The organism is Dyella choica, assembly GCF_003977665.1.
GTDB lineage: Bacteria > Pseudomonadota > Gammaproteobacteria > Xanthomonadales > Rhodanobacteraceae > Dyella_B > Dyella_B choica.
On record NZ_RYYV01000003.1, the window covers coordinates 230579 to 256695 of the forward strand.

At 62.4% G+C, this 26117-nt stretch carries 25 protein-coding genes; 13 read left to right on the top strand and 12 right to left on the bottom strand.

The genetic code is table 11. From position 1 onward, the window contains the following. Positions 1-13 precede the first annotated feature (13 nt). Positions 14-673, bottom strand: a complete 660-nt coding sequence (gene rnt / locus EKH80_RS05440) for a ribonuclease T (protein WP_126683710.1) — start codon at positions 671-673, stop codon at positions 14-16. A 363-nt stretch (positions 674-1036) separates the two neighbouring features. Here rnt and EKH80_RS05445 point away from each other — a divergent pair, with 363 nt between their 5' ends. The 4 genes from EKH80_RS05445 (at position 1037) to EKH80_RS05460 (ending at position 5718) form a co-directional block, all read left to right on the top strand. Beyond that, positions 1037-2722 (top strand): coiled-coil domain-containing protein, encoded by a 1686-nt coding sequence (locus tag EKH80_RS05445; protein WP_126683711.1) that lies wholly within the window; start codon positions 1037-1039, stop codon positions 2720-2722. A gap of 273 nt (positions 2723-2995) precedes the next feature. Beyond that, positions 2996-3364 carry a hypothetical protein gene (locus EKH80_RS05450; RefSeq protein ID WP_126683712.1) on the top strand — a complete coding sequence of 123 codons (369 nt, stop codon included), beginning with the start codon at positions 2996-2998 and terminating at the stop codon, positions 3362-3364. Positions 3365-3521: 157 nt separating this feature from the next. Further along, positions 3522-4196 carry a carbonic anhydrase gene (locus EKH80_RS05455; RefSeq protein WP_126683713.1) on the top strand — a complete coding sequence of 225 codons (675 nt, stop codon included), beginning with the start codon at positions 3522-3524 and terminating at the stop codon, positions 4194-4196. Between the two features lie 10 nt (positions 4197-4206). Next, positions 4207-5718 carry a SulP family inorganic anion transporter gene (locus EKH80_RS05460; protein WP_126683714.1) on the top strand — a complete coding sequence of 504 codons (1512 nt, stop codon included), beginning with the start codon at positions 4207-4209 and terminating at the stop codon, positions 5716-5718. Positions 5719-5774: 56 nt separating this feature from the next. On the opposite strand, the gene nth is transcribed toward EKH80_RS05460, so the two are convergent. The 3 genes from nth to metG all read right to left on the bottom strand — a co-directional run bounded on the left by nth (position 5775) and on the right by metG (position 9177). Further along, positions 5775-6410: an endonuclease III gene (nth, locus tag EKH80_RS05465; RefSeq protein WP_126683715.1), complete on the bottom strand. Its 636-nt coding sequence runs from the start codon at positions 6408-6410 to the stop codon at positions 5775-5777. Beyond that, positions 6407-7009, bottom strand: a complete 603-nt coding sequence (locus tag EKH80_RS05470) for an RnfABCDGE type electron transport complex subunit B (RefSeq protein WP_126683716.1) — start codon at positions 7007-7009, stop codon at positions 6407-6409. Before EKH80_RS05470 ends, nth begins: the two co-directional genes overlap by 4 nt. Before the next feature lie 80 nt (positions 7010-7089). Then, positions 7090-9177: a methionine--tRNA ligase gene (gene metG / locus EKH80_RS05475; RefSeq protein ID WP_126683717.1), complete on the bottom strand. Its 2088-nt coding sequence runs from the start codon at positions 9175-9177 to the stop codon at positions 7090-7092. A gap of 158 nt (positions 9178-9335) precedes the next feature. Here metG and EKH80_RS05480 point away from each other — a divergent pair, with 158 nt between their 5' ends. Together EKH80_RS05480 and EKH80_RS05485 are read left to right on the top strand one after the other, a co-directional pair. Beyond that, positions 9336-9977, top strand: coding sequence for an HAD family hydrolase (locus EKH80_RS05480; RefSeq protein ID WP_126683718.1), 642 nt, complete (start codon positions 9336-9338; stop codon positions 9975-9977). Further along, complete coding sequence (locus EKH80_RS05485) at positions 9970-10776, top strand: DeoR/GlpR family DNA-binding transcription regulator (protein ID WP_126683719.1); 807 nt, start codon at positions 9970-9972, stop codon at positions 10774-10776. Before EKH80_RS05480 ends, EKH80_RS05485 begins: the two co-directional genes overlap by 8 nt. A 144-nt stretch (positions 10777-10920) precedes the next feature. Here the strand turns inward: EKH80_RS05485 and EKH80_RS05490 are convergent, their stop codons facing one another. The 3 genes from EKH80_RS05490 to EKH80_RS05500 all read right to left on the bottom strand — a co-directional run bounded on the left by EKH80_RS05490 (position 10921) and on the right by EKH80_RS05500 (position 14039). Continuing rightward, entirely contained in the window at positions 10921-11388 is a 468-nt protein-coding gene (locus EKH80_RS05490) for a metal-dependent hydrolase (protein WP_126683720.1), read from the bottom strand. Between the two features lie 217 nt (positions 11389-11605). Further along, on the bottom strand, positions 11606-13408 hold the full coding sequence (locus EKH80_RS05495) for an alkaline phosphatase family protein (protein WP_158628758.1): 1803 nt from the start codon (positions 13406-13408) through the stop codon (positions 11606-11608). Positions 13409-13592: 184 nt separating this feature from the next. After that, positions 13593-14039 carry a DUF2147 domain-containing protein gene (locus tag EKH80_RS05500; protein ID WP_126683722.1) on the bottom strand — a complete coding sequence of 149 codons (447 nt, stop codon included), beginning with the start codon at positions 14037-14039 and terminating at the stop codon, positions 13593-13595. Positions 14040-14160: 121 nt separating this feature from the next. Between EKH80_RS05500 and apbC the strand changes: the two genes are divergently transcribed. The 4 genes from apbC to EKH80_RS05520 all read left to right on the top strand — a co-directional run bounded on the left by apbC (position 14161) and on the right by EKH80_RS05520 (position 17091). After that, entirely contained in the window at positions 14161-15255 is a 1095-nt protein-coding gene (gene apbC / locus EKH80_RS05505; RefSeq protein ID WP_126683723.1) for an iron-sulfur cluster carrier protein ApbC, read from the top strand. After that, on the top strand, positions 15252-15797 hold the full coding sequence (locus tag EKH80_RS05510) for an NADPH-dependent FMN reductase (protein WP_126683724.1): 546 nt from the start codon (positions 15252-15254) through the stop codon (positions 15795-15797). Before apbC ends, EKH80_RS05510 begins: the two co-directional genes overlap by 4 nt. Before the next feature lie 137 nt (positions 15798-15934). Next, a complete protein-coding gene (dcd, locus tag EKH80_RS05515; RefSeq protein ID WP_126683725.1) occupies positions 15935-16501 on the top strand; it encodes a dCTP deaminase in 567 nt (188 codons plus the stop codon). Positions 16502-16584: 83 nt separating this feature from the next. Further along, positions 16585-17091 carry a hypothetical protein gene (locus tag EKH80_RS05520; RefSeq protein ID WP_230473444.1) on the top strand — a complete coding sequence of 169 codons (507 nt, stop codon included), beginning with the start codon at positions 16585-16587 and terminating at the stop codon, positions 17089-17091. 65 nt (positions 17092-17156) lie between these two features. Here the strand turns inward: EKH80_RS05520 and EKH80_RS05525 are convergent, their stop codons facing one another. The 4 genes from EKH80_RS05525 to mddA all read right to left on the bottom strand — a co-directional run bounded on the left by EKH80_RS05525 (position 17157) and on the right by mddA (position 21094). After that, entirely contained in the window at positions 17157-18536 is a 1380-nt protein-coding gene (locus tag EKH80_RS05525) for a neprosin family prolyl endopeptidase (protein WP_158628759.1), read from the bottom strand. Positions 18537-18909: 373 nt separating this feature from the next. Next, positions 18910-19338, bottom strand: coding sequence for an HIT family protein (locus EKH80_RS05530; protein ID WP_126683727.1), 429 nt, complete (start codon positions 19336-19338; stop codon positions 18910-18912). Then, on the bottom strand, positions 19335-20009 hold the full coding sequence (locus EKH80_RS05535; RefSeq protein ID WP_126683728.1) for a dienelactone hydrolase family protein: 675 nt from the start codon (positions 20007-20009) through the stop codon (positions 19335-19337). Before EKH80_RS05535 ends, EKH80_RS05530 begins: the two co-directional genes overlap by 4 nt. Before the next feature lie 314 nt (positions 20010-20323). Continuing rightward, positions 20324-21094: a methanethiol S-methyltransferase gene (mddA, locus tag EKH80_RS05540; protein WP_126683729.1), complete on the bottom strand. Its 771-nt coding sequence runs from the start codon at positions 21092-21094 to the stop codon at positions 20324-20326. A gap of 180 nt (positions 21095-21274) precedes the next feature. Here mddA and rimO point away from each other — a divergent pair, with 180 nt between their 5' ends. Then, the gene (gene rimO, locus EKH80_RS05545) at positions 21275-22594 is read left to right on the top strand and encodes a 30S ribosomal protein S12 methylthiotransferase RimO (protein WP_126683730.1); all 1320 of its coding nucleotides are present in this window, start codon (positions 21275-21277) and stop codon (positions 22592-22594) included. 13 nt (positions 22595-22607) lie between these two features. Next, positions 22608-23423: a DUF3025 domain-containing protein gene (locus EKH80_RS05550; RefSeq protein ID WP_126683731.1), complete on the top strand. Its 816-nt coding sequence runs from the start codon at positions 22608-22610 to the stop codon at positions 23421-23423. A gap of 65 nt (positions 23424-23488) precedes the next feature. On the opposite strand, the gene greB is transcribed toward EKH80_RS05550, so the two are convergent. Continuing rightward, the gene (greB, locus tag EKH80_RS05555; RefSeq protein WP_126683732.1) at positions 23489-24004 is read right to left on the bottom strand and encodes a transcription elongation factor GreB; all 516 of its coding nucleotides are present in this window, start codon (positions 24002-24004) and stop codon (positions 23489-23491) included. Positions 24005-24295: 291 nt separating this feature from the next. Here greB and EKH80_RS05560 point away from each other — a divergent pair, with 291 nt between their 5' ends. Continuing rightward, on the top strand, positions 24296-25780 hold the full coding sequence (locus EKH80_RS05560) for a transglycosylase SLT domain-containing protein (protein ID WP_126683733.1): 1485 nt from the start codon (positions 24296-24298) through the stop codon (positions 25778-25780). Positions 25781-26117 lie beyond the last annotated feature (337 nt).

The following is a 26117-nucleotide window of genomic DNA, read 5'->3' on the forward strand; positions in this document are numbered from 1 at the left end:
CAGCCCCGATTAGCTACGGCAATGCCGTGCCGACGTGCTCCAGCTCCAGCTGTTCCAGCGAACGCAGCCGGTTCACGATCCGGCAGAACAGCAGGGCGGTGCGCTCGGCGTCATACACCGCCGAATGCGCCTCGCTCGCATCGAAGCTGTAGCCGGCGGCCATCACGGCCTTGCTCAGCACGGTTTGCCCGTACAGCAGGCCGCTCAGGCTGGCGGTGTCGAAACAGCTGAAGGGATGAAACGGATTGCGCTTGTGGCCGACACGGCGCACGGCGGCGTTGAGGAAGCCAAGGTCGAAGGCCGCGTTGTGGCCGACCAGGACGGCGCGCTGGCATTCGTTGGCGCGCACCGCCGCGCGTACCGCCTGAAAGATATGGTCCAGCGCAGACCGCTCGTTCAACGCGGCGCGCAACGGATTGTCCGGATCGATGCCGGTAATCTCCAGGGCGCGCGGATCGAGATTCGCGCCGGGAAAGGGTTCCACGTGGGTGGATACCACCGGTTTGGGGTAGAGCCTGCCCTCCTGGTCCATGCCCACGGTGACGGCGGCGATTTCCAGCAAGGCATCGCGCTCGGCATCGAAGCCGCCGGTTTCTACGTCCACGATGACCGGCAGGAAGCCGCGGAAACGGTCGGCCATGCGGGCCGCCAGACTGTTATTGAGTTGCTCCATCCGACAAGCATATCAGCCGGCTGCCGTTGGTGTTCTCACTAACTATGCGCAGGCCGGGTTGCGAAACCCCGCATCGCCCTGTGCGCCCCCCGCGCCATGCTGGGATTGTCATCCCAGCCTACCCGCATCTCTATAAGCCTGCTCGTCAGCTACGGGCAGGCCAGGGAAGCTCAAACGGTAAGCATCGCGCCCGAGAATTCATCAGCGCCCTGCATGACGAACCGTACGGTTTGTCTTCGTTTTGTCACATAACATCCATCTAACGGTAAAGCTGCCGCTCGATCATGCGCCCAGCCCGCAGGCCGCTCCAGGGGAAGGACTGTGATGCCGCGCGGTTCCATTTGATCTAGCGGAGACAACAATATGCGTTCAAAGATGCTCACGGTGGCGATCGCTGCCGGTTTGGGCCTGACCAGCGTTACGGCGACTGTGTCGGCTCAGACCTCGAACAAGAAGGTGTCGATCAGTCAGTCCGAACTGTCGCAGCTGAAGGCCGAAATCTCAGCGCTGGAGCAGAAGGTTCAGGACCTGGAATCGCAGCAGCAGGCCCAGCAGCAGGCCCAGGTTGAAACCGCTCAATCGGTGCAGGCTACGCAGGCTCAGGTCCAGGCCACGCAAAAGCAGGTTGTGGCCGCTACGACCGAGCACAAGGGCGACATCCTCGGTGGTACGGGTGGCGTGAAGTGGACCTTCGGCGGCTTCCTGGCGGCTGAATCGGCCTACCGTTCGCGCGACACCGCCGATGACATCTCGACCAAGTTCACCGCCATTCCGTTCCAGGGTGGTACCAGCACCGCGCCGATCAACACGAGCAGCGGCGCTACCACCACCTATCCGGTTACGAACGCCAAGAACAACCAGTTCGTCTATAGCGCGCGTCAGAGCCGTCTGTCGATCAAGGCGGAAGGCGACATCAACGACTCCACCCACGTGACGGGCTACTACGAGACGGACTTCCTCGGTGGCGCCCAGACAGCGAACATGAACGAGAGCAACTCGTTCAATATGCGCGTGCGCCAGTTGTGGGCCAACGTCGACTGGAGCGACTACGGCATGCATCTGCTGGCCGGTCAGGCGTGGTCCTTGATGACGCTCGACAGCCAGGGCATCACCGCGGGCAAGGAAGTGCTGCCGCCGACCATCGACGCGCAGTACGGCGCGGGCTTCAACTGGGCGCGCCAAACGCAGCTGCGCTTCGTGAAGGATTGGAACAAGATGTGGTGGCTGGGCGTGTCGGTGGAAAATCCGCAGACCGCAGGCATCGGCGGTACCGCCGGCCCGGGCACCAAGGGGTATGCGACCACGACCGCCACGGTCGGCGCAGGCTCGCTGTATGACACCCTCAACTCGGTGTCGCTCAACCAGATTCCGGACATCCTCGTGAAGTTCGCGGCTGATCCGGGTTGGGGCCACTACGAAGTGTTCGGCATTTCGCGCGAGTTCACCACCCGCGTCACGCCGACTGCCGCCAATGGCGGTCCGGGCGCCACCACCAACCAGACCGCGCATGGCGGCGGCTTTGGTTTCGGCATGCTGCTGCCGCTGCTGCCGAAGGTGCTGGACTTCCAGCTTTCGGGCATGAGCGGCAAGGGCATTGGCCGTTACGGCACCTCCGGCCTGAACGACATCACCTATACCACCAGCGGCGCTCCGCATCCGCTGAAGGAAAACATGGTGTTGGGCACGCTGACGTGGCATGCCACCGACGCCTTCGACGTGTACGCCGAAGGTGGCCGCGAGCAGGAAGACAGCTACCAGACCGTTGGCGTGAACGGCTTGCCGCTCGGCTATGGTGCTGGTGCTCTCGGCTACAACAACAGCAACTGCGGCGTCTACGGCGCGGCCACCAATTGCACTGGCCAGAACCGCAGTGTCAAGGAAGAAACGCTCGGCTTGGTCTGGAAGTTCTACCAGGGCAAGTTCGGCCGCCTGCAGTTCGGTACGCAGTTCTCGCATCTTTCGCGTCAGCTGTTCACCGACAGCGCCGGTCATGCGCCGAAGGCCGCGGACAACATGTTCTTCACCAGCTTCCGTTACTACCCGTTCTAAGAATGGTCTGAAAAAATCCGTCATGGATTTTTTCAGGCGCGGGCCTTCCCTGGTCCGTGGAAACGCTGAGCTTATTCAGCGTTTCCCCCATCAGTTATCGGAAAGGAGTTTGACCCAAGGAAGGAAAAACGGCGGGCATGTCCCGCCGTTTTGCTTTTTTACGTGCAGGCGTCCAGCCCATATGAATCAACCGGCGCGGCTTGTTCAGTTGCATGAATTTGCATTTAGCTACGCGCTTGCGATGCCTGGGAGCAATCCGATACTTTGCTTCTCATGTCTTCCTTCAACCGCCATCGCTCGCTGCTGCTGACGCTTTGCGCACTCGCCCTGTTGTTGCTGGCGGGCACGAGCAAAGTGTTGGGTGCGCAGCCTCGCCATGGGACTTGCGCGCAGACTTCGCTTGCATCGGCCATGGCGGTTGCGGGTCATGACAAAGCCGTGGCGGAAAAGGCTGGCGGTGCCTCGAGCGATTGCAACAACGACCAGCTCGATGATGATTGCGGCTTAGACGATGAACTGGTTGCGCCGGCGCTCGTGCACGTTGTGCTGGCCCCCGTGCGCTCCGGTGTTCCTGTAGACATCGCTCCATCCCTGCGGCCGACGCCCTCCGCCGGCCCGCTGCGGCCACCACGCGCCGCCTGACGTCATTCTGCGGCGCTCCTGCCGCTGCTTATCCCCTGAGCTTGTTCTTTGCTTCGGCAGCACTTGGCCGCGTATAGGCGCGTGTCGCTGTCGTGGCGTCCCATTGCATCCAGCGCGTTCGCCGCGGCTGTGCGAACGTCTAGTGGAGATTTTCCCCATGCAACGTCTGATCGACGGTTTCCGGTATTTCCGCCAGGAAGTTTTCCCCGAGCAGCGCGAGCTGTTCAAGCAACTGGCCTCGGGCCAGAGCCCGAGCACCCTGTTCATCACCTGCGCCGATTCGCGCGTGATGCCCGAGATGATCTTCAATGCGCAGCCGGGTGAACTGTTCGTCTATCGCAACATCGGCAACATCGTCCCGCCTTATGCACAGCATGTGAGCGGCGTGGTGGCGGCCATCGAGTACGCGGTGCGCGTGCTCCAGGTCAGGCACATCGTGATTTGCGGTCATTCCGATTGCGGCGCCATGAAGGCACTGCAAAAGCCTGCGCTCGTGAAGGACATGCCATCGGTCGCGGCGTGGTTGAAGCATGGCGACGTGGCGCGCTACGTGGTCGAGCACAACAGCCATGGCTTGCCGGAAGACGAAAAACTGGCCTGCCTGACGCGCGAGAACGTGGTCGGTCAGCTGGAACACTTGCGCACTCTGCCGGTTGTGGCGGCGGCATTGGCGCGCGGCATTCTGAATATTCACGGTTGGGTGTACGACATTGCCCATGCCGAGATCGACGTTTTCGATGCGGAGCAGGGCTGCTTCGTGAAACTCGACCCCGGCAGCGGCAAGTTACCCGATGCGACGCCGCACTTGCGCTTTGCCGCCACCGGGTCCTGAGGAGCGAACCATGCGATCCTATTTTTCACAAGGACTCTTCGGCCGTGATCTGCTTGGTTCGATCGTGGTATTCCTGGTGGCGTTGCCGTTGTGCATGGGCATCGCCATCGCTTCGGGCATGCCGCCCGCGGCGGGCCTGATCACCGGAATCGTTGGCGGCATCGTGGTCGGCGCCGTGGCCGGCTCGCCCCTGCAGGTAAGCGGTCCTGCAGCGGGCCTGGCGGTGCTGGTGTTTGAGCTGGTGCGCGAGCATGGCGTGGCGGCGTTGGGACCGGTGGTGTTGCTCGCCGGCCTGATCCAGGTCATTGCCGGCGTGGGCAAGATTGGCGTGTGGTTTCGCATGATCTCCCCGGCGGTGGTGGCAGGCATGCTGTCGGGCATCGGCATCTTGATCGTGGCTTCGCAGATGCATGTACTGATCGATGCCGCTCCCAAGGCGCGCGGCCTGGAAAATTTCGTCGCCTTGCCCGACGCGTTGGTCAGTGCATTCAAGGGTGAGGTCGGCAGCGTATCCGCGCTGATCGTTGGCTTGTCCACCATGGCCATCATGCTGGGTTGGGAGAAGCTGCGTCCGCACGCTCTGCGCTTTGTGCCGGGGGCGTTGCTGGCCGTGGTGACAGTTACCGCCCTGGTCACCCTGTTGGGTACGCAGGTGAACAAGGTGAATATCCCGGCGAATCTGTTCGCAACGATCGAGCTGCCGAGCTTGAGCAGCCTTGCCTCATTGGCGCAGCCGTCGCTGCTTGTGGCGGCGCTCACCTTTGCGCTGATCGCCAGTGCCGAGACGCTACTGTCGGCAGCGGCGGTGGATCGCATGCATAAAGGTGCACGCACCAACTACGACCGCGAGCTGGCTGCGCAAGGCGTGGGCAACATGCTGTGCGGCTTGCTGGGTCCCTTGCCGATGACCGGAGTGATCGTGCGCAGTGCCGCCAATGTGCAGGCCGGTTCCGCCACGCGCATGGCGGCGATCCTGCACGGCGGCTGGCTGCTGGTGTTCGCCATGCTGTTGCCGTGGCTGATCCGCGCCACGCCGGTGGCGTGCCTGGCCGGCATTCTGGTGTTTACCGGCATCAAGATGGTCAACCTCAAGCAGATGAAATCGCTGGCGCAATATGGCCGTGGCAACTTCGTGGTGTATGCCGTGACAACGCTCGCCATCGTTGCCACCGATCTCCTGACCGGCGTGCTGGTGGGCTTCGCCCTGTCGGTGCTCAAACTGGCGCTGCAATCTTCGCGTTTGCGGATGGGGCTCACCGATCACCAAGAGCCCGGCATGTTGAAATTGGAACTCGACGGGTCAGCCACCTTTTTCAAGGTGCCTGCGTTGACGCGCACGCTGGATCAGGTGCCCCCGAACACCCGTGTGCTGCTTGATGTTGGCCGCCTGCATCACGTCGACCAGGCCTGCCTGGAGGTGCTGACCGAATGGCAAGACAATGCCAGGGCGCGCGGTTGCGAACTGGTGGTGGATTGGAAAGCGTTGCACGCGCGCGTGGAAGGCTTGCGCCAGGCCGCGTGAATGACAGCCCCTTTTTCCCTTTGGAAAAGGGGCTCTTTTCTTAGGGGGCAGCCGATTTACGCGGACGTCTTGTCCTTGTATCGGCACAAGTCCCGGATCACGCATTGCGGACAATCGGGTTTGCGCGCCTTGCATACGTAGCGCCCGTGCAGGATCAGCCAGTGATGGGCATCCTGCTTGAACTCCTTCGGCACCCCTTTTTCCAGTTTGTCTTCGACGGCGCGTACGTCTTTGCCGGGTGCCAGTCCGGTGCGGTTGGCGACGCGGAAGATATGCGTATCGACCGCGATGGTGGGGTGACCAAACGCGGTGTTGAGCACCACGTTGGCGGTCTTGCGCCCTACGCCCGGCAGCGCTTCGAGCGCTTCGCGATGGTCCGGCACCTCGCCGTCGTATTGCTCCACCAATATCCGGCAGAGTGCGATGACGTTTTTCGCCTTGGCGTTGTACAGCCCAATGGTGTTGATATAGCGCTTGAGCTTTTCCTCACCCAGGTCGAGGAGGGCCTGCGGCGTATTGGCCACCGGGAACAGCTTGCGCGTGGCCTTGTTGACGCCCACGTCGGTGGCTTGGGCTGACAGCACGACCGCGACCAGCAGTTCGAACGGGGTGGTGTAGGCCAGCTCGGTGGTGGGATGCGGATTGAGTTCGCGCAGACGGGTGAACAGTTCGGCCACATCCGTTTTCTTCACTGCTTGGGCTCCTGTTTTTTCGCCCTGGCGCGGGCGAGGGCGTCGAGCACGTTTTGGCTGGCACCGTGCACCTGGGCCTTGCGTGCAGCCAGCTCCGCTTCCCGTTGCGCGTGCTGTGCCGCCAGGCGTGCCTCTCGGCGCTGAAAATGCATGCGCGCCGCTTCGGCGTGAACAGAATCGTTCGCCTGGGCCAGCGGCATGGGCTCAAGCACGATGCAATCAACCGGACAGGCCGGCACGCAGCGCTCGCAGCCGGTGCAGTCGTCAGTGAGCACGGTGTGCATCAGCTTGTTCGCTCCGACGATGGCATCGACGGGGCAGACTTGGATGCACTTGGTGCAGCCGATGCAGTCGGCCTCGACGATGCGCGCCAGTGTGCGCGGCTTTTCGACCCCGTTTTCCGGGTTCAATGGTAGCGGTGCGCAGCCGAGCAGGGCAGCCAGCTTGGCAATGCCTTCGCTGCCGCCGGGCGGGCATTGGTTGATCAGCGCTTCGCCTTTGGCGATCGCTTCCGCATACGGGCGACAGCCGTGGTAGCCGCATTGTTCGCATTGCGTTTGCGGCAGCAGGGCGTCGATGCGGTCGGCGAGGGTGGTCATGGCTATGACAATGTTTGGTCTTGCCTCATCGTCATTCCGGCCTGCGCCGGAATGACGGATGAAAAATCAGGCGAGTTGGGTCAGCGTACCGTCGCGCCCGGCTCCGCCCCCTGATCCGCATCCAGCAGAAACAGGTCGCCGCCGCCCTCGCCAGCCGAAAGGATCATCCCCTCGGACACGCCAAAGCGCATCTTGCGCGGCGCGAGGTTGGCGATGAACACCACGTTGCGGCCAACCAGCTTTTCCGGCTCGCCGTACGCGGCGCGGATGCCGGAGAATATCTGGCGCTTGCCGAGCGGGCCGGCGTCCAGTTCGAACCGCAATAGCTTGTCCGAGCCGTCCACGAACTCGCACGCCAGTACCTTGCCGACGCGCAGGTCGAGCTTGGCGAAATCGTCGATGCTGATGACAGGGGATTCAGTGCTGGCGGCGGTGGCTTCAGTCATGGGCTTGCTTTCTTTCTTGGGCTGTAGCTGGCGGGCGGGCTCCGGCGCGGAGCCCAGCGATTCCTTCGAGGCCTCGATCATCGCTTCGATCAGCTTGGGATCGATGCGCGAGAGCAGCGGCTCGAAAACTTGGATGGTGTGATTGTGCAAGGTGGCGCAGGCCGCATCGAAATGCACGATGGGGGCAGCGAGGAATTTCTCCGCGGCTGCCACCGTGACCGGCAGTACCGGCTTGAGCAGGCCGCCAAGCAAACGGAATGCGGCAAGCGCAAACGAGCAGACTTGATGCAGCTCATTGCGCTGCGCTTCGTCCTTCGCCATGACCCATGGCGCCTTGACGGCGATGTGGCCATTGACCAGGTCGGCCATCAGGACGAACTTGCGCATCACTTCGGCGAATTCACCGCTTTCGTACAGCTGGGGCACCTCGTTGTAATGCGAAAGCAGTGCTTGCCACAGCTCGTTTTGCTCATCCGAAAAGCCGGCTGCCAGGCGCCCGTCGAAGAACTTGTGCACGAAACCCGCGGTGCGGCTGGCGATGTTCACCCACTTGCCGATCAGGTGCGAATTGACGCGCTCTTCGAACGCCTTCAGGTCCAGATCCACGTCCACCGGCGCATCGCTCAGCATGGTGGCGAAGTAATAGCGCAGGAATTCTGCGTTCAAGCCGACATCGAGATACGTGCGTGCCTGGATGAAGGTGCCGCGCGACTTGGACATCTTCGCGCCGTTCACCGTCAGGTAGCCATTGACGTGCAGCGCGGTGGGCGTACGGAACTGCGCGCCGTGCAGCATCGCCGGCCAGAACAGGCCGTGGAAATTGATGATGTCCTTGCCGATGAAGTGGTGCAATTGGGCATCGCTGTCCGGCGCCAGGAAATCCTCGAACTTCAGGCCGGTGCGCCCGCACAGGTGCTTGAAGCTCGCCAGGTAGCCGACCGGCGCATCCAGCCATACGTAAAAGAACTTGCCCGGCGCGTCGGGAATGGGGAAGCCGAAGTAGGGCGCGTCGCGCGAGATGTCCCAGTCTTTCAGGCCGCCGTCCAGCCACTCCTTGAGCTTGGCCACCACGCCGGGGTTGGCCACTGGCTTGCCGTGCGTAAGCTTGCCCGCGAACCAGTCGCGCAGCAGCGTTTCGAACTTGCTCAGCTCGAAGAAGTAGTGTTCCGAATCGCGCAGCACCGGTGTCGCGCCGGAGACCACCGAGTAGGGGTTGATCAGGTCGGTGGGCGCGTAGGTGGCGCCGCAGTTCTCGCAATTGTCGCCATACTGGTCCGGCGTACCGCACTTGGGGCAGGTGCCCTTGATGTAACGGTCCGGCAGGAACATCTGCTTGTCCGGATCGAACAGCTGCTGGATGTCGCGCTTGGCGATGTAGCCGCTATCGCGCAGGCGCACGTAGATCTGCGAAGCCAGCTCGCGGTTCTCTTCCGAATGCGTGGTGTAGTAGTTGTCGTAGCTGAAATGGAAGTCGGCGAAGTCCGCTTCATGGCTGGCGCGGATGCCGTCGATGAAGGCTTCCGGCGATACCCCGGCCTTTTCCGCGGCGAGCATGATCGGCGTGCCGTGCGCATCGTCTGCCGCCACGAAATGCACCTCGTGGCCCATCATCCGCTGCGCGCGGACCCAGATGTCGGTCTGGATGTAGCCCAGCATGTGGCCCAGATGGAGCGGGCCATTGGCATAGGGCAGGGCGTGGGTGACGAGTAGGCGACGGCTCATGGATGGCAGCGACTCCAAATGGGCCGTGCATTATGGCATGCGGCGCCGCTGACGCTTCGCAATGGTGATGCCGGGAAGCGGTTCGTCTGGATTTGCACGATATTGCACGTTTGTGTACATTTGTTCGTAGTGTGGACGAATGGTGGGGTGGCGTGGTGATGAGCGGACGTATCGATACGGTGATCTTCGATCTTGGCAACGTGCTGATCGGCTGGGACCCGCGTCGCCTGTATCGCCAATTGATCGAGGACGAAGCGCGGATGGAATGGTTTCTGCGCGAGGTGTGCAGCAGCGAGTGGAACGAGCAGCAGGATCGGGGCCGCCCTTGGGCCGAAGGCACGGCGCAGTTGCGCGCGCAGTTTCCTGAGCATGCCGAACTGATCGACGCCTATCACCTGCGCTGGCAGGAAACCCTGCTTGGTCCGATCGAGGGTAGCGTTGCGCTGCTGGCGGAACTGAAAGCGAGCGGTGTGCGCTTGTTGGCGCTTACCAACTGGTCGCAGGAGACGTTTCCGGTCGCGCGCCAGCTCTATCCCTTCCTGCAATGGTTCGAAGGCATCGTGGTGTCCGGCGAGGAACGCCTGGTGAAGCCTGACCCGCGCATCTATCAATGCCTGATGCAACGTTATACGGTGGATCCTGCTTGCGCGCTGTACATCGACGACTCCCAGCGCAACGTGGTGGCGGCCGAAGCCTTGGGGTTGCACGGCTGGTGGTTCCGCGACCCGGCAAGTCTGCGCGAGCGCCTGATGCAGCTGGGGTTGCTTGAAAGCGAAACGCAGGCGACCGGCCATGGCTAAATCCACCGCTTCGACCATCGATCGCAACGCGTTGCCCGAGGAGCGTCAGCAGCGCATTCTGGCGCGGCTGCGCAGCGAAGGACGCGTAGTGGCGGCCGAACTGGCGGAGGCCTTCGAAGTCTCCGAGGATTCGATCCGGCGCGATTTGCGCGAACTGGCGGCACAAGGCCTGTGCAAGCGTGTATATGGCGGTGCGCTGTTGCCCGCGGTCACGGTGACTCCGCTCAAGCAGCGGCGCACCGAGCATCCCTTGCGCAAGCAGGCCCTTGCACGCAAAGCCGTGAGCCTGGTGAAGCCCGGGCAGGCGCTGCTGATCGATGCGGGCACCACCAATGCCGCGATCGCGGCTGCACTGCCAGTCGGTGCGGGGCTCACGGTGATCACCAATGCACCCCAGATCGCGCAGCTGTTGCTCGACCGGGAAGGCTTTGAAGTGATGCTGGTCGGCGGCCGTATCGATTCGTCCATCGGTGGCGCTATCGGCGCGCAGGCGGTGGAGCAGGTACGAAGGGTGCGCGCGGACCTGTGCTTTCCCGGCGCCTGCGCGATCGATGCTGTGCACGGCCTATGGGGTTTCGACAGCGAAGAGACGCTGTTCAAACGGGCAATGATCGAAGCCAGCGATGAAACGATAGTAGTGGCTACCGATGACAAGCTCGGCGCCGTGGCGGCGCATCAGGTGGCTGAACTGACGCGCGTGCAGCACCTGGTGGTGGAGCACTCGGCGGATCGCGCAACGCGCGCGGCTTTCGCGGCGCATGGGGTGATGGTGCACAGGGCCGAGGCGGTGTCGGGCTGACTTTATAGGCTGGGATGACAATCCCAGCATCGCGCGGCTGCATGCATGGCATGCTGGGTTTCGCAACCCAGCCTACGATTGTCATCCCGGCCTACGGGTTATGCGCCATCGCCACAGGATCAGCGCAAGTACGCCTACAGGTAGTCATACCCACAGCAGCTCCGAACTGAGCACCGGGCAGGCGCGGGCGCTGAAAAAGCGCACGCCGATGGGAGAAACGTGGATCGGATGCCAGGGAAAGAAATAGCGCTGCGTGCTGAACGGCCAGGCGATGGCAACCCCTAGGCCGCCATCGGTGAGCATGTCCAGTAGCGGATGCGAGACAGCAGAAAGACCGATAAATGCGCAAGCGCGCGGTGCCGTGGTGCGCAACGGCCGATGTAGCAGCGCGGCAAACATGGCTGTGCATAACGCGAACAGCAGCGAATGCATGGCGCCTCGATGCCCGAACGCATCGGCGTAAGGAATGCCGAGCTTGAAACTTAGCGTGTCGGCATCCGGCAGCATGGCGGCAACCATGCCGGCACAAAGCAAGCGCCGACTTATACGCGGTTCGCCCGCGGCGGAGCCAAGCAGGGCAGGGACGGCAGCGTGGGTGAAGATGGTAGGCATGGCGGTTCCAGTCCGTGGGGGTACAGCATGCCTGGTTCAAGCCGGGGCGTCATTCCGGCGCAGGCCGGAATCCAGTTCAAATACGCGTCCGAAGGACACAACAGCTTTTATGTTGAGTGCTTCGCACGACGTATTGAAACTGGATTCCGGCCTGCGCCGGAATGACATTAGGTAGAGCAATGCCCTTGGGCAAACCCGGGACGGCCTTCTTCCGGTTTTACGGATTGGTCACCGTCAACGTAATCGGCCCCGCCAGCTCGGTATAACCATCGTTGTAGCAATACCAGACGTTGTACGTGCCCGGCGCGAGGCCGGACGTATCGAACGTCACCGTACCGCTGGCGTTCGGCGTGTACTGCCAGCTGGTGGATGCGCCATTGCCCGGACTGCTGCCCGGCGCGTAGATGCCAATCCAGTTTTTGCCATTGAGCTGGCTTACTGGTGTGGCGTAGTCGAAGTGCACATAGGTGCCCTTGCTGACGCTTGGCATGGAACTGGTGAGGCTGGGGGAGCTAATGGCCTGGGTGGCAACGAATGCATCGTTGATCGGTTGCGCGTACTGGTCGTTATGCGTAAGCGGTGCGATGCCCAGCGCGTTTTCGATGGTGCTGCCGATGCTGTAGTGGTTGTAGCTGGCATTGCTGACATAGCCCGCCTGCACCGTGCCCGGCGAGCCGAGCACGAAAGTCGCCACATGGTTGCTGCCGGAAGATTCTGATTCATCCCAGGTGAGAATCAGCAACGAACGCTCCTGCGTCCATGCCGGCGAATTGAAGATCGGCTGCAGGGTCTGCTGCAGCCAGCCGTTTTGCGCCTGCAGGCTCTGGGCGGAACCGTTGCCGGAAGCCTCGCCGTCGTAATAATCGTCCGCGGCGATCCAGGCAAAGTTCGGCGTGGTGGCCGCCGATTGCAGGTCGGTGCTCAGCTGCGTGGTATCGAACAGATGCTGAGCGCAACGCGTGGTGTTCGACGAAATATTGGTGAAATTGATGAACGGCGCATCATCCGGCTGGTAGTAGCTGTCGAAATTGTTGCTGGTGTTGCAGGGCGTGCCCATGCCTTGCTCATAGGCTTTCCAGGTTTGACCGGCCGCTTCGAGCTCGTCGCCGATGTGTTGGGCGGTCACCTTGATGTTGGGAAAGTAGATCGCGCCCTTCACGAAAGTGTCGCCGCCGGCGATCGACAGATAGTTTTCGTCGCTGGGGTGGTAGACGCCGCTGTAGTTGTCCAGCAGCGTGCCCTGGCTGGCGAGGCTGTTGATGAAGGGCGCATGGGTGGTGTCGCCGATCACCTGGTCGTAGCTGGTGTTTTCCATCATCACCATGAAGACGTGGTCGAACGCCGGTACTTGCGAGACGGGCGTCTGCAAGCTGGGGGCGGCGACCGGCGTGGACAGCGTCAACGAAAGATTGTCGGCATAGCCGATGTTGTAGGACGCCGAAGTGTTGTTGAACTGCAGCAGCACCGAGATCGTACGCGTACCTGCCGGCACGTTGCCGATAGCCGATTTGGCGATGAAGCCGGTCTTGTCGCTGCGCGCGGAGGCATTCACGCCGGCCAGCTGCGCCGGCGTGCCCAGCGGATTGCCATTGCAATCGAGAAAGGTGGCCGTCAGGATGGCTTGCCCGTTGTAAACGGTATAGCCGCCCAGCCAACCTGAAAGCGTGTAGCTGATGTTTCCGCCGTCGATGGCATAGGCTGCACTGGAAACATCCACGTCCTGGCGCAGCGCCGAATCGCCATACGGACCATCGGCAATGAATGCCTTGCCGCCTGAAGCGTTGCCAGGTTTGCTGAAACTGCCGATCGAATAGCAGACGGTCGACGGGCTGCCTTGCGTCACCGTCCAGCCCGGCACGGTATTCACGGCGGACCAGTCGCCGGTGCAGGTGCCGGCTTCGCCATCGCCATTCACCAGCAGGTTGGCGCTGTTGGTGGCGAACACCGGTGTCGCGAACAGGCCGCTCAGACAGGCAGTCGCAAGCATCTTTCTTACGCATGACTTACGTAGGTTACGCATACGCAAACGCCCCTTGCTGTGGTGAGAAGGGCGAGACTTTGCAGCTGTGGGGTTGCGAGCGCGAGACGGAGAGAGGACAACCCGGGGCACTTGGCGCCGGGTTGTAGCTGGGAAGGAAATCCCAGCGGAAGGTTGTCGCATGGAAAGCTGGGATTGCCATCCCAGCCTACGCATGCAGTGCGCGTTACTGCATGCGCTCCCAAACCTGGCTGCGCCCGAGCAGCGAAATGCCGATGTAACCGTGCACGTCCAGTTTCTGCCCGCCTTCGGTCAGGCTGAGCTTTACGCTGTAGACCTTGCCGTTCTTCGGGTCGAGGATCTTGCCACCGTCCCACACGTCGCCGTCCTTGCTGACGTTCCACATGATCACCATGCCTTCGACCGGCTGATCCTTGCGTTCGCCCTCGCATTTCTTGCAGACCGGATGCGGGCCATCATCGGAAAGCAGCACCTGCAGGACCTTGCCTTGCAGCTTGCCGTTGTCTTCGGTGATCTGGATGACGGACTTGGGCTTGCCGGTGACATCGTCGATCTGCCGCCAGGTGCCCACCGGCGTGTCGTTGGCGGCCCAGGCAACGGCCGAGCCGAGCAGTAGACAGGCGGCGAAGGCAAACTGCGACAGGCGTTTCATAACAATTGACTCCCTACGTTGGCGTATGGCTGAGCCTGCCGAGCGGTGGCCGAGTGGGTCAAGCTGCATTGCGCCATGGCCCTGCTGGCATAATGAAGAGCCCGATCACAGCCCCTTTCCCATGACGCAGGCGAATGAAGCCCTGGTACGCCGGATCCTCGGCGACCTTACCGATCCCCACACCGGCGCCCCCTTGGCCGATTCGATCCGCGCCGTCGGGGTCGATGGCGCCAGGGTTTCGGTGGACATCCAGCTCGGCTATCCGGCGGCCGGGGCGATCGAATCGCTGACCGCCCAGGCCAGGCAGGCACTGGAGGCCGATGAGGCGATTGAAGCTGCGGTCGTCTCCCTTTCCAGTCGCGTCCACTCGCACAAGGTGCAAGGCGCGCTGGCGCCGCTGCCGAACGTGAAGAACATCCTCGCGGTGGCATCCGGCAAGGGCGGCGTGGGCAAGTCCACCGTCGCTGTGAACCTGGCCCTGGCGCTGGCCGCGGAGGGCGCGAAGGTGGGCATACTCGACGCGGACATCTACGGTCCCAGCCAGCCGCGCATGCTCGGTATCCACGGCCGCCCCGAATCGCCGGACGGCAAGACCATCATGCCGATGAGCGCGCACGGTTTGCAGGCGATGTCGATCGGTTTCCTGGTCGACGAGGAAACGCCAATGATCTGGCGTGGCCCGATGGTGACCCAGGCCATGATGCAACTGCTCGGCGACACGCGTTGGGACATGCTCGATTACCTGGTCATCGATCTGCCGCCGGGCACGGGCGACATCCAGCTCACGTTGTCGCAGAAGGTGCCGGTGGCCGGAGCGGTAATCGTCACCACGCCGCAGGACATTGCGCTGCTCGACGCGCGCAAGGCACTGAAGATGTTCGAGAAGGTGGAGGTTCCGGTGCTCGGCATCGTCGAGAACATGGCTACGCACATCTGCAGCCACTGCGGCCACGAGGAGCACATTTTCGGTGCCGGCGGCGGCGAACGCATGGCCGAGCAATACCAGGTGCCATACCTGGGCTCGCTGCCGCTTGACATCCGCATTCGCGAACAGGCCGACGGCGGCAACCCCACCGTGGCGGCCATGCCGGACTCGGAACTGGCGGCGCACTATCGTGCCATCGCGCGCAATACGGCTGGTCGGCTCGCGCGCCAGCCGCGCAACAAGTCGCTGGGCCTGGGCAAGATTGTCGTGCAGGGCCAGCCGGCGACGTGATTGCCCAGAGGCGCGTGCTCTGCCTTTCCGGCAGCCTGCGGCGGGTTTCGTCCAATACCGCGGCCTTGCTCGCCGCCCGCGAGCTGGCGCCGGCGGATCTGTCGCTGAGCTTTTACCCAGGATTGGGCTTGCTGCCGCTGTTCAATCCGGACGAGGAGGCTGGCAACCTCCCCCCAAGCGTGCAGGCGCTGCGTGAGGCCGTGGGGCAGAGCGACGCTTTGTTGATCGCCTGCCCGGAATACGCGCATGGCGTACCCGGGGCCTTCAAGAACCTGCTGGACTGGCTGGTCGGCAGCCTGGAATTCCCCGATAAGCCGGTGCTGCTGATCAACGCCTCGGCGCGTGGCTCGCATCATGCGCAGGATGCGCTGTGCGAAATCCTGCGGACGATGTCGGCCCGGCTGATTACACCGGAGCCGGTGCCTGTGGCTTTGCCGGGAGCCGGGTGCACGCTGGAGCAAGTCCTCGCCGATCCGGCGCGTTGTTTGGAGCTGGCGACCGCGCTGGGATGCCTGCGGGCCGGATTGGATGGGATGGCGTGATCACTTTCACTCCCTCCCCTGCAAGCAGGGGAGGGAGTGAAAGAGCCGCAGCGCTGGCGAACGCCCCCGTCAACCATGTATTTTTGCCGCTTTGCGCCCGGGACCGACCGGGCGCGGCAGGCAGCACCGGAGTCCGAGTGAGCATCAAATCCGACAAATGGATCCGCCGCATGGCGCAACAGCACGGCATGATCGAGCCGTTCGAGCCTGGCCAGGTCAAGCTGCGCGACGGTAACAAACTGGTGTCGTACGGCACCTCCAGCTACGGCTATGACGTGCGCTGCGCGCGCGAATTCAAGATCTTCACCAATATCAACTCCACCATCGTCGACCCGAAGGCTTTCGATCCGACCAGCTTCGTCGATGTGGCGGCGGACGTGTGCATCATTCCGCCCAACTCCTTTGCGCTGGCGCGCACGGTGGAGTATTTCCGCATTCCGCGCCAGGTGCTCACGGTGTGCCTGGGCAAGAGCACTTATGCGCGCTGCGGCATCATCGTGAACGTAACGCCGCTGGAACCGGAATGGGAGGGCCACGTGACGCTGGAGTTCTCCAATACCACGCCCCTGCCGGCCAAGATCTATGCCAACGAAGGCGTGGCCCAGATGCTGTTTTTCGAATCCGACGAGGAGTGTGAAACCAGCTACAAGGACCGTGGCGGCAAGTATCAGGGGCAGCAGGGCGTGACCTTGCCGCGCACCTGAACGCGCTGCGTATTGCACCCAACCACCTTCATCCGGCGGCGCTACACTTGCATGGCAACGCTGATATTCGCAGGAGATCGAGCATGATCCGTCTTTCCACGCTGTCAACCCGCGGCGCCGCCGTCCTGATGTTCGGCAGCCTGCTGGTGCTTGGCGGCTGCCATCGCGGCGCGTCCAGGGACACAGTGGGAACCACGCAGACCCAGAGCCAGTTCGACCTGACCATGAAGGCTTACAAGAATGGCCAGTTCCTGATCGATGGTGCCGTGGTTTCCGCGCTCGACGCCGGCAGCCACTTCTCCTATCTCAAGGACACCGGCAAGTTGCCCAAGACGGTGCTGCTGCTGCCCAGCGACGATTCGAAGATCCGCAAGCAGCATCTGCAGTACATGGCTCGTTTGCAGTTGGACTACGGCTTCGTCGCCTACTATGACGATGGCGGCAAGCTGGCCCGCATCAACCCGGTGGAGACCCAGGCGCGCGCACTGGAGGATTACCACGCACCGGCCACGGCGCCGACCAGCGACACCAACAAGGATGCCAGCGGCAAGGCCTACGGCGACCAGGGCGGCAGCGATTCAAGCCACTGACGTCGAGCCCGTCAACAGGTCGAAGACAGAGCGCCCGTCGATGACGGGCGCTCTCGTTTCAGGCCTCAGCAGCTCGTTCCGCCCGGGCCGCCGAAATAGAAGTAGTAGCCCCAGTAGTTCGACGGCGGCGTGTAGCCACCCCAATACGGTCCGTCGATCGTGTAGCAACTTGGCGATGGTTGCCCGACGCTGAGCGAAACCCAGTACGCCGCGCCACCTGGCGCCCAGTACCACACCTGGCGCTGATAGCCTGCGTAACTCCAGCCGGCGCTGGCGAAATTGCCGCTACCTTCGGCGGGCCACGAAGTCGAGCCCACGGACTCGCTGCCGAATTCGATCAGCTGCGCCGAGGTACTCATGGGCCCGCTGCCATACAGCGAAGCTGGGTAGTAGCCCACCCACGTGACGTTGCCGGGCGTGCCCAGGCCGAGCCACCAATTGCCTTGATACAGGTAATACTGCGCCAGGAATTCGTACTGCGCGCCGCCCACCGTGCTGTAGTTGGAGAACGGGCCGCCGAAGTACCAGCTGCTGTTGGTCTGCACGAAAGCCGAACAATCCAGGTTGTAGCAGCCGGTGCTCTGGTAGCCGTCGGCGGTCCAGTAGATGAACAGGCGGGAGCGCTCATCCCCGTATTTGCCCGGATAGTTCTGCCAGCCCACTTCGGCCGTCTGCGTGGTGCCGGTAGTGCCTACCGTCCACGATTGCGCCAGCGAGAAGATCTGGTCGGCGCCGGTGTCCACATACGGCGACCACAAATTGATGGTGTCGGTCTGGCCGATATTGGTGACGTTTTGATAAGTGTAGGAGTATTTGTGCGAATACACCTGCGGCGGAACGATGCGTTTGCTTGGGAGGTGCTCGGCGCCGTCCGGTGTTTTCTGCAAATACGCTTGCAGGGATGGAAAGCGCGCCAGTTCCTGCAACGTCACGCGGCGCATGGGGATGGTGCCGGTTGCGCAGACGCGAGAATGCCCCAGTGTGTCCACACGGTCATTCTCTGCCAATTGCGATGGGATCGCGGTCACCTGGTCGAGACTACCGACTTGCCCGCCACCCATCGTTCCTGGCTGCAGGGATGCCGTAACGGGTGGCGGCGTGGCGATGCGGGCGAGTCCGTGTCTGCGCACGCCGGGCTGCTCTGCCATCGGCACACAATCAAAGTGGTCGTTGCCGAGCAGGAAGCTCTGCGAGACATGGACATCCTGGTAGAGATTCAGCACGTATCGCTGCATTTCAACCAAAGACGCGGAATCCTTCAGGGCATTGCGTCCCTGTATCAAGTAGCTGCCGGCATCGGCCGACTGGATGTCATGCAAGAACTGCTGGAACGGGACGAATGCCGGCTGAGTGGTTGCTGCAGCAAGGCTTGAAGCGCCGACCAGTGCGGCGCACAGGCAGGCAAGGGCGAACGAAATGCAGGGCGTTCTAGGGATGCGCTTCACGGTGATTCCCTCCATGCAGATGTGGTCGGAGAACGTGCTCCGAGAGACATGCTTCAATCAGGAAGCGGACAGTGTTGCGTTAGCCATGCTGAAAGCGAATCTGCATGAGCCTCTCCGCCGGCTGTTGCGGCAGCGGCGGAAGCTCTTTGAACAGACACGGTCAAGGCGGCCCCATGGTGGCTGCGCCATGGGCGTTGCCTTCCGACGAAACAAATTGGTTGTACAGCCGAATGTTTCCCCTCAAAGCTTCACCAAGTCCCCCTTGATGAAGCCGCGCGACTATAGCGTCGCACGCGTAAGGCGCCGTGAATATTTGCGTGGATGAGCCGTGAGGGAGCGTGTCCCGGTTTTTTCTGCGCGCAGCTGTCCCGTTTCACGCAAGGCTGAGTGGTGAGAGTCGCTGACGCAAGCCTTGCGCGAGCGACGACAGCTCATCGTTGCTGTAAGGAGTGGCGGTGCCGCTTCCCCATACAGGCCCAGGCCATGCAGCATCACCTTCCCTGCGCGCGACGACGTGCACGTGCAATTGGCGCACGATATTGCCCAGCGCGCCGAGATTGAGCTTGTCGCAGGGAACGACTTCGCGCAGCACCGCAGCAACCTGGTTGATCTCCTGCCATAGCAGGTCGCGAGCGCTTTCCGGCAGATCGAGTATCTCTGCGCAACCGGCTTGTCGTGGCACCAGGATCAACCACGCAAAGCGTGCATCCTTCATCAACAGCACCTCGCACAAGGGCAGGCTGACGACGTGCTGGGTATCCGCCTGCAGCCGCGGATCGAGCAGGAAATCGGCGCCGCTCATGCGCCAGCCACGTATTTGTCGAAGAAGGCCATCGTGCGCTGTAGCGCCAGATCGGCGCCGGCCTTGTGATAGTGACCCGGGTCGATGTCACGATTGAAGGCGTGGCCGGCGCCGGGATAGCTGTAGACATCCATCTGCGGCAGCATCTGGCGATGCTTGGCCACCACGCCCGGCGGAATGGATGAGTCCTCCTCGCCGAAGTGGAACATCACCGGCGCTCGCGGCTGCTCATCGAGAAAAGGCACATTGCGCGCGCCGTAATAGCTCACCGAGGGCAGCCCCAGTCGAATGGCGCAAAGGAAAGCCACCGTGCCCCCCCAGCAGTAGCCCACCGTGCCGATCCTGCCGACGGATTGGATCGCTTCGGCGGCGCTGGCCACATCTTCCATGGCGCGCTCGAACCCAAGCTCCATCACCAGCTGTCTGCCCTTGGCCATGCTTTCGCTGGAGTAGTCCAGCTCCACGCCGGTTTCCAGGCGATCGAAAAACGCAGGGGCGACCGTGGTGTAGCCCATCGCCGCGAACCGGTCCGCCACGCTGCGGATGTGCGCGTTGACGCCGAAAATTTCCTGGATCAGCACCAGGCCGCCCTTGGGTTTGCCTTCGGCCTCTGCCAGGTAGGCGCCAATGCACTGCGTACCGCTGGTGGGAAGATTGATGTGCTTGCCCATGACGAAATCCTCGCGCGGGATGGGGACCCGCTATTGAGGCGCATAGTATGAAGCTTGCGCGCAAGCCGGTGTGCCAGCTTGGCATGCATGACGGCATCATGCGCATGCTCGACAGCGTCGTGCAGGGTCACGACCGGCGCGGTTTGCGAATCGAGGATCTCAGCGTTGCCCATCTCCGCGCTTGCGTCCATGAACGTGCTCAGCGCGTAGGCTGGGATGATAATCCCAGCTTTGCATGCCGCATCCGATGCTGGGATTGCCATCCCAGCCTACGCGCTAAGACTTCAATTCGCGCGATGATACACAAGAGGCTACTAGAACTTGGGCCGCAGTCGCGCTACCGGTGGTTTGGTCTTCACATGCTTCGGGAGGAACGGCAGGATCATCGGCACTCGCTGCCGATAGCTTCGATATTGCTCGCCGAAGCTGGCGATCAGATCGCGCTCTTCAAAGAAGATGCCAACGAAAATGTACCCAGTGGTCGCCACTGCGAAGAGCAGATGCCCTGCGGTCATGAGCGGCGTAGCCCAGAACGCCACGATGAACCCCAAATAGAGCGGATGGCGCACGTACTTGTAGAACACGGGCGTCTTGAATGTCACTGTCGCCGGGGGTGTTCCGCGCCATTGCTGAAATACCTGCTGCACGCCAAACAATTCGAAATGGTTGATCAGAAAAGTCGATACCAGCAGGACCGCCCAGCCCAGCGCAGAGATCGATAGCAGCAGTGTTCTCGCCGCCGGGTTATCCACGGCCCATACGACAGCGGGGAGCGGACGCCACTGCCACAGGAGCAGGGCAACCGCGAGACTGGCAGCAAGAACGTAGGTCGAGCGTTCCGCTGCCGCCGGTATATAGCGCGTCCACCAGCGCTTGAATCCAGAACGCGCCATGACGCTGTGCTGGACGGCAAAGATGCCCAGCAGCACGGCATTGACGATGACCGCGGCCCAGGCCGGGCCGACCGGCCCGCTGTCGAGGGTCTTGAGGCCGGGGATGCCCTCCACGAAGCCGATCGTGTACGCAAAGGTAGCCAAAAAGAACAGGTAGACCAGCGCGCCGTACGCCAATGCCACGAATCGCATAGAGGCCCCCTCCCGGCCGCTGACGGCCCGTTATCAGGGTTACACGGGATAAGTATGGCCCAGCCCATGGCGAGGCCGCGTCAACGGCAGGGCTGGCAGGGGACGGCTCCAGCGTCGGGCTTCGACGGCCGGTCTGGCGTATAATTGTCGGTTTCCCGCGTGTTTACGGTAACCAGGGCGATGTCCAACAGCTCCCAGAAAATCGGTTTCGTCAGCCTCGGCTGCCCCAAGGCGCTGGTGGATTCCGAACGCATCCTCACCCAGCTGAAGGTCGAGGGTTACGAGATCGTGCCCAGCTACGACGCGGCGGATGCGGTCGTGGTCAACACCTGCGGCTTTATCGATGCGGCGGTGCAGGAGTCGCTGGATGCGATCGGCGAAGCGCTGCATGAGAACGGCAAGGTGATCGTGACCGGATGCCTGGGCAAGCGCTCGGAGCTGATTCGCGAAGCCTATCCGGACGTGCTGGCCATCACGGGGCCGCAGGACTACGCGAGCGTGATGAGCGCGGTGCACAGCGCCTTGCCGCCGAAGCGCAATCCGCTGCTGGACATCATTCCTGACACAGGGATCAAGCTGACGCCCAAGCACTATGCGTACCTGAAGATTTCCGAAGGCTGCAATCACCGCTGCAGCTTCTGCATCATTCCCTCGATGCGCGGTGATCTGGTTTCGCGGCCGGTGGACGAGGTGCTGCTGGAGGCCGAGCGCCTGGTGAAGGGCGGCGTGAAGGAGCTGCTGGTGATCTCGCAGGACACCAGTGCCTACGGCGTCGACATCAAATATGCCGAACGCAGCTGGCGCGAGAAGAGCTATCGCACCCGCATGACGGAGTTGTGCGAAGGGCTGGCCGAACTTGGCGTGTGGACGCGCCTGCACTACGTCTACCCCTATCCTCATGTGGACGAGGTGATGCCCTTGATGGCGGAAGGAAAGATCCTTCCCTACCTCGATATCCCGTTCCAGCACGCCAGCCCGCGCATCCTCAAGCTGATGAAGCGTCCGGGCAACATCGACAAGACGCTGGAGCGCATCCAGAACTGGCGCAAGCAGGTACCCGATATCACCCTGCGCAGCACCTTCATCGTTGGCTTCCCCGGTGAAACCGACGCGGAGTTCGAGGAATTGCTCGACTTCCTGCGCGAGGCCGAACTGGATCGCGTGGGGGCATTCACCTATTCGCCGGTGGACGGCGCCAAGGCCAATGAGCTGCCCGACCCGGTACCGGAAGAATTGAAGGAAGACCGCCTGGAACAATTCATGGCGGTGCAGGCGGAGATTTCCGCAGCGAAGCTCAAACGCAAAATTGGGCGCACCATCAAGGTACTGGTGGACGAAGCGACTGCGGAAGGTGCCATCGCACGTTCCTCCGCCGATGCGCCGGAAATTGACGGGGTGGTGCGCATCGCGAATGGGCAGAAGCTGAAGCCGGGGCAGTTCGTGGATGTGGTAGTGGGGTCTGCGGACGAGCACGACCTGTACGCTACGCTCATCAGCTGATGCGTGTCTGCTCATGCGTTACGTCGCACCAACGCGCGAAGCAATCAAACCAGACGTCTTTACGCATGCGCCGTTAAGCGCGTGGGGAGAATTCGCAGTTTGGCTGCATGGACCACGATGGCCGTCGATCGACGAACTCAACGCGCGCTGGCCATCGAATGCGCAGGAGCGATTCGTGGCGCAGACACGAGAATTGCTTGACGACGGGCTGCACTACGAAGAGCGCATCGCCGCTCACGGCCTGATCGCTACGCGTGAAGGCAACTGGCACGACTTGTTCAATGCCGTGATCTGGCTACGTTATGCACAGCTCAAGCGTGCGCTCAATCGCCAGCAGATGGCTGAAATCGCGCAGGTCGGGCGGCGTGAGCGTTCGCGCCCGCAATGTGCGCAAACGCATTTCGACGAGGCAGGTGTGATCGTGCTCGTCAAGGAACCGCGCTTGCTGCAGCTATGGGACCGGCATGATTGGCACGGCCTGTTCTGGCGGCATCGTTCGGCGTGGCTGGACGGTTCGATCGCCGTGGAGGTGTTCGGCCACGCGTTGCTTGAGCATGCGTTGACGCCGGGCAAGCTGCTGGTGGGTAAAGCGCTGGCGGTGATGGTGGAAGAGGGCGTCGACAGTGCGGATGCCATCGCATGTTGCGCGGACGCGATTGCCAGTGCGCGTTGGCTGCGTGATCCGCAGGAACTGCGGCCGTTGCCGTTGTCGGGTATCCCAGGGTGGCATGCGGATAACGGGCAGGAGGCGTTTCATCGCGATGCCGCTTGCTATCAGCCGTTGCGCGAGGGGCGTACTTACCCCTCGCCGCTTCGAATCGAAGGGTAGGCTGGGATGCCAATCCCAGCATCGCGCGGTTGCATGCATGGCAATGCTGGGATTGTCATCCCAGCCTACAGTTTCTCCGCGTCGGCATATTCCACGCCGATCACCGCGAACCGGGTAGGTCCGCCTGGCAACTCCGCCTCGAATTCATCGTCCAGCTTTTTCTTCAATGCAGCGCGCGCCAGCGGCGAATCGATGCTGATCCAGCCAAGCTTCGCATCCGTCTCGTCCGGCCCGACGATGCGATAGCGTGCCGTCTCGCCGCTCTGGACGTTCTCTAGTTCGATCACGGCGCCGAAGAACACCGTTCCACGATCGGCCGGTGCGCCTTCGGCGACTTTCAGGGAGGGGATGCGTTTGCTGAGGTAGCGCACGCGACGGTCGATCTCGCCAAGCTGCTTCTTGCGATAGGTGTATTCGGCGTTTTCCGAACGATCGCCTTCGGCCGCCGCGGCAGCCAGCGCCTTGACCACTTCGGGGCGCAGGGTATGCCAAAGGTGATCGAGTTCGCTCTTGAGCCTTTCAAAGCCTTCGCGGGTGATGATTGCGGTGGAGCGTGGAGCAGGGGGGCGCCAGCGGGTCATGGCAGGATGGGGTTCCGGGTTGGATGAAGTGGACAGGTTTTCGGCCAGAATGCCGGAGCGCATCGGGACGCGGTCAAGCAAACAGCGAGGTGAGCCATGGCCGTTTCCTGCAAACAGTGGTTGCGTTTGCTGCCAATGTCTGGCATGAAGGCCTCCAAGGACTGGGGCTCGATTTTAACGGTGTAGGCGTGCGGTTTCGAAACGGCCGCGCAACATCGACAAGAACGTGTTTTGAGTCTGCCCGCGCAGCCGGGTCAAGGCTGCGCTCTTAAGTACCCGGTGTAGCCAGACATGCCTTATCGTGCCGTTCTTCGTTCTGTTCGTGTGGTCTCCTTGGTGGCGGCCTTGGTGCTGCTGGCTGGCTGCGCCTCCACGAACGGCAGCGTCACCCCCAAGCCTCCGCCGGCTTCGCTGACCACGCTTTACGGCCAGCTCGACCAGGCCAGCCGCAGTTACGAAACCGCGCTGCAGCAGACGCGCGCCGGTGATACGCAAGGAGCGCAGAAAACCCTGGACGCTTCGCTCGACCAGCTGCGCGATGCCGCCGCGCATTGCGGCGTTACTCCCGGCTGCGACTCGCAACGGTTCTTTTCGGTGTTCGATCACCTGTTGCGCCTGAAGGATGGCAGTTTCATCGGCGACCAGGCGCCGGACGAGGAAGCCAGCGGCCCGCCGCTGGCGCCCTTGGCCGGCCAGGCCGGGGCAAGCAGCCTGCCGGAAGCGCAACGCAGCGTAACGCTGCTGCGCGGACATCAGCTTTCCGAATTGATCGCCATGAACGGTCCGGTGAAGGCCGCGCTGGAGATGTGGCTGACGCAGTGGCGAGGCAATCTGACGGAGGCCTACGTCAATTATCAGTTCCTGCGCCAGCAGATGTGGCCGCAATACCAGAGCGAAGGGCTGCCCGAGGCCTTGCTGTTCGGCATCATGGCCAAGGAATCCGGTGGGAAGGTGCATGCGGTGTCGCGTTCCGGCGCCGCCGGGCCGCTGCAGTTCATGTATGCCACCGGTATCCGTTTTGGATTGTCCGACCAGGATGGTTTCGATCTGCGCTTCGATCCGACGGAGTCCGCGAGGGCGAATGCCGAATACGTCAACGAGCAGCTGAAAGCCTTCAACGACAATCTCGAACTGACCCTGGCGGCCTACAATGGCGGCGAGGGACGCATGCGACGCCTGGTCGGCGACAACACCTCGGTGAGTTTCTACGATCCGCGCATCTATGCGCAGCTTTCGCAGGAAACGCGTGATTACGTGCCGTCGGTACTGGCGGCTGCCTGGCTATTCCTGCATCCGGACAGCTACAACCTGCGCTTCCCGCGCGTGGACGGGCAGCAGGGCAACGTCACCCTCAAGCGCACCGCGTCCCTTTCGGAGCTGACCGTATGCCTGGGTTCCTTCAACGACATGCCGCAAGGCTGGTTCCGGACCCTGCGCAATCTCAACCCGCGGCTCGACCCGCAGCAGGAGCAGCCGGTCGGCACCTCGGTGCGGATACCCAAGTCACTGGAGAATGTCTACGCGGCGCGCTGCGTGGATGGCCCATGGCCGATCCTGGCGAGTGATCTGCATGGCGCGGTAGTGCCGGTGTTTCCCAATCCGCCGGCTGCGACGGATCCCGTTGTGCGTTATACGGTGCGCCGCGGCGATACTTTGGGAAGCATCGTGCGCAAGCACGGCGGCTGCAGCAGTGAAACGGAGGTCGCGCGCATGAACAACCTCAAGTTCAATCACGTGAAGGCGGGGCAGGTGTTGAAGCTGCCCAGTTGCCGGTAGGGGCGCCGTTGGGGGTGAACCCCCAACATCCCCCGTTTTTCGTTCCCGCACTGTTGCTGCATGTCGTATCTGGTTGCATTGCCTGCGGCGCTTTCGGTCCCTAAAGGGACCGAGTCACTTTTCTTTGCTGGCCCAAAGAAAAGTAACCCAAAGAAATGGCCTCAAGAGCGTGCGGCACTGCCCAGGTTACAAGCCTGAACCATATCGCCATGCTTTGATCGATGGCGGGCCAAGCTTCTGCAGCGCCGCTATACCGCGAGGCGTCGAGGCACTGAGGGCTTAAAGCGCGCGTGCCGACGGGTTGAGTCTTGCTGAGACTTGCCTGCTCTTAAGTCCT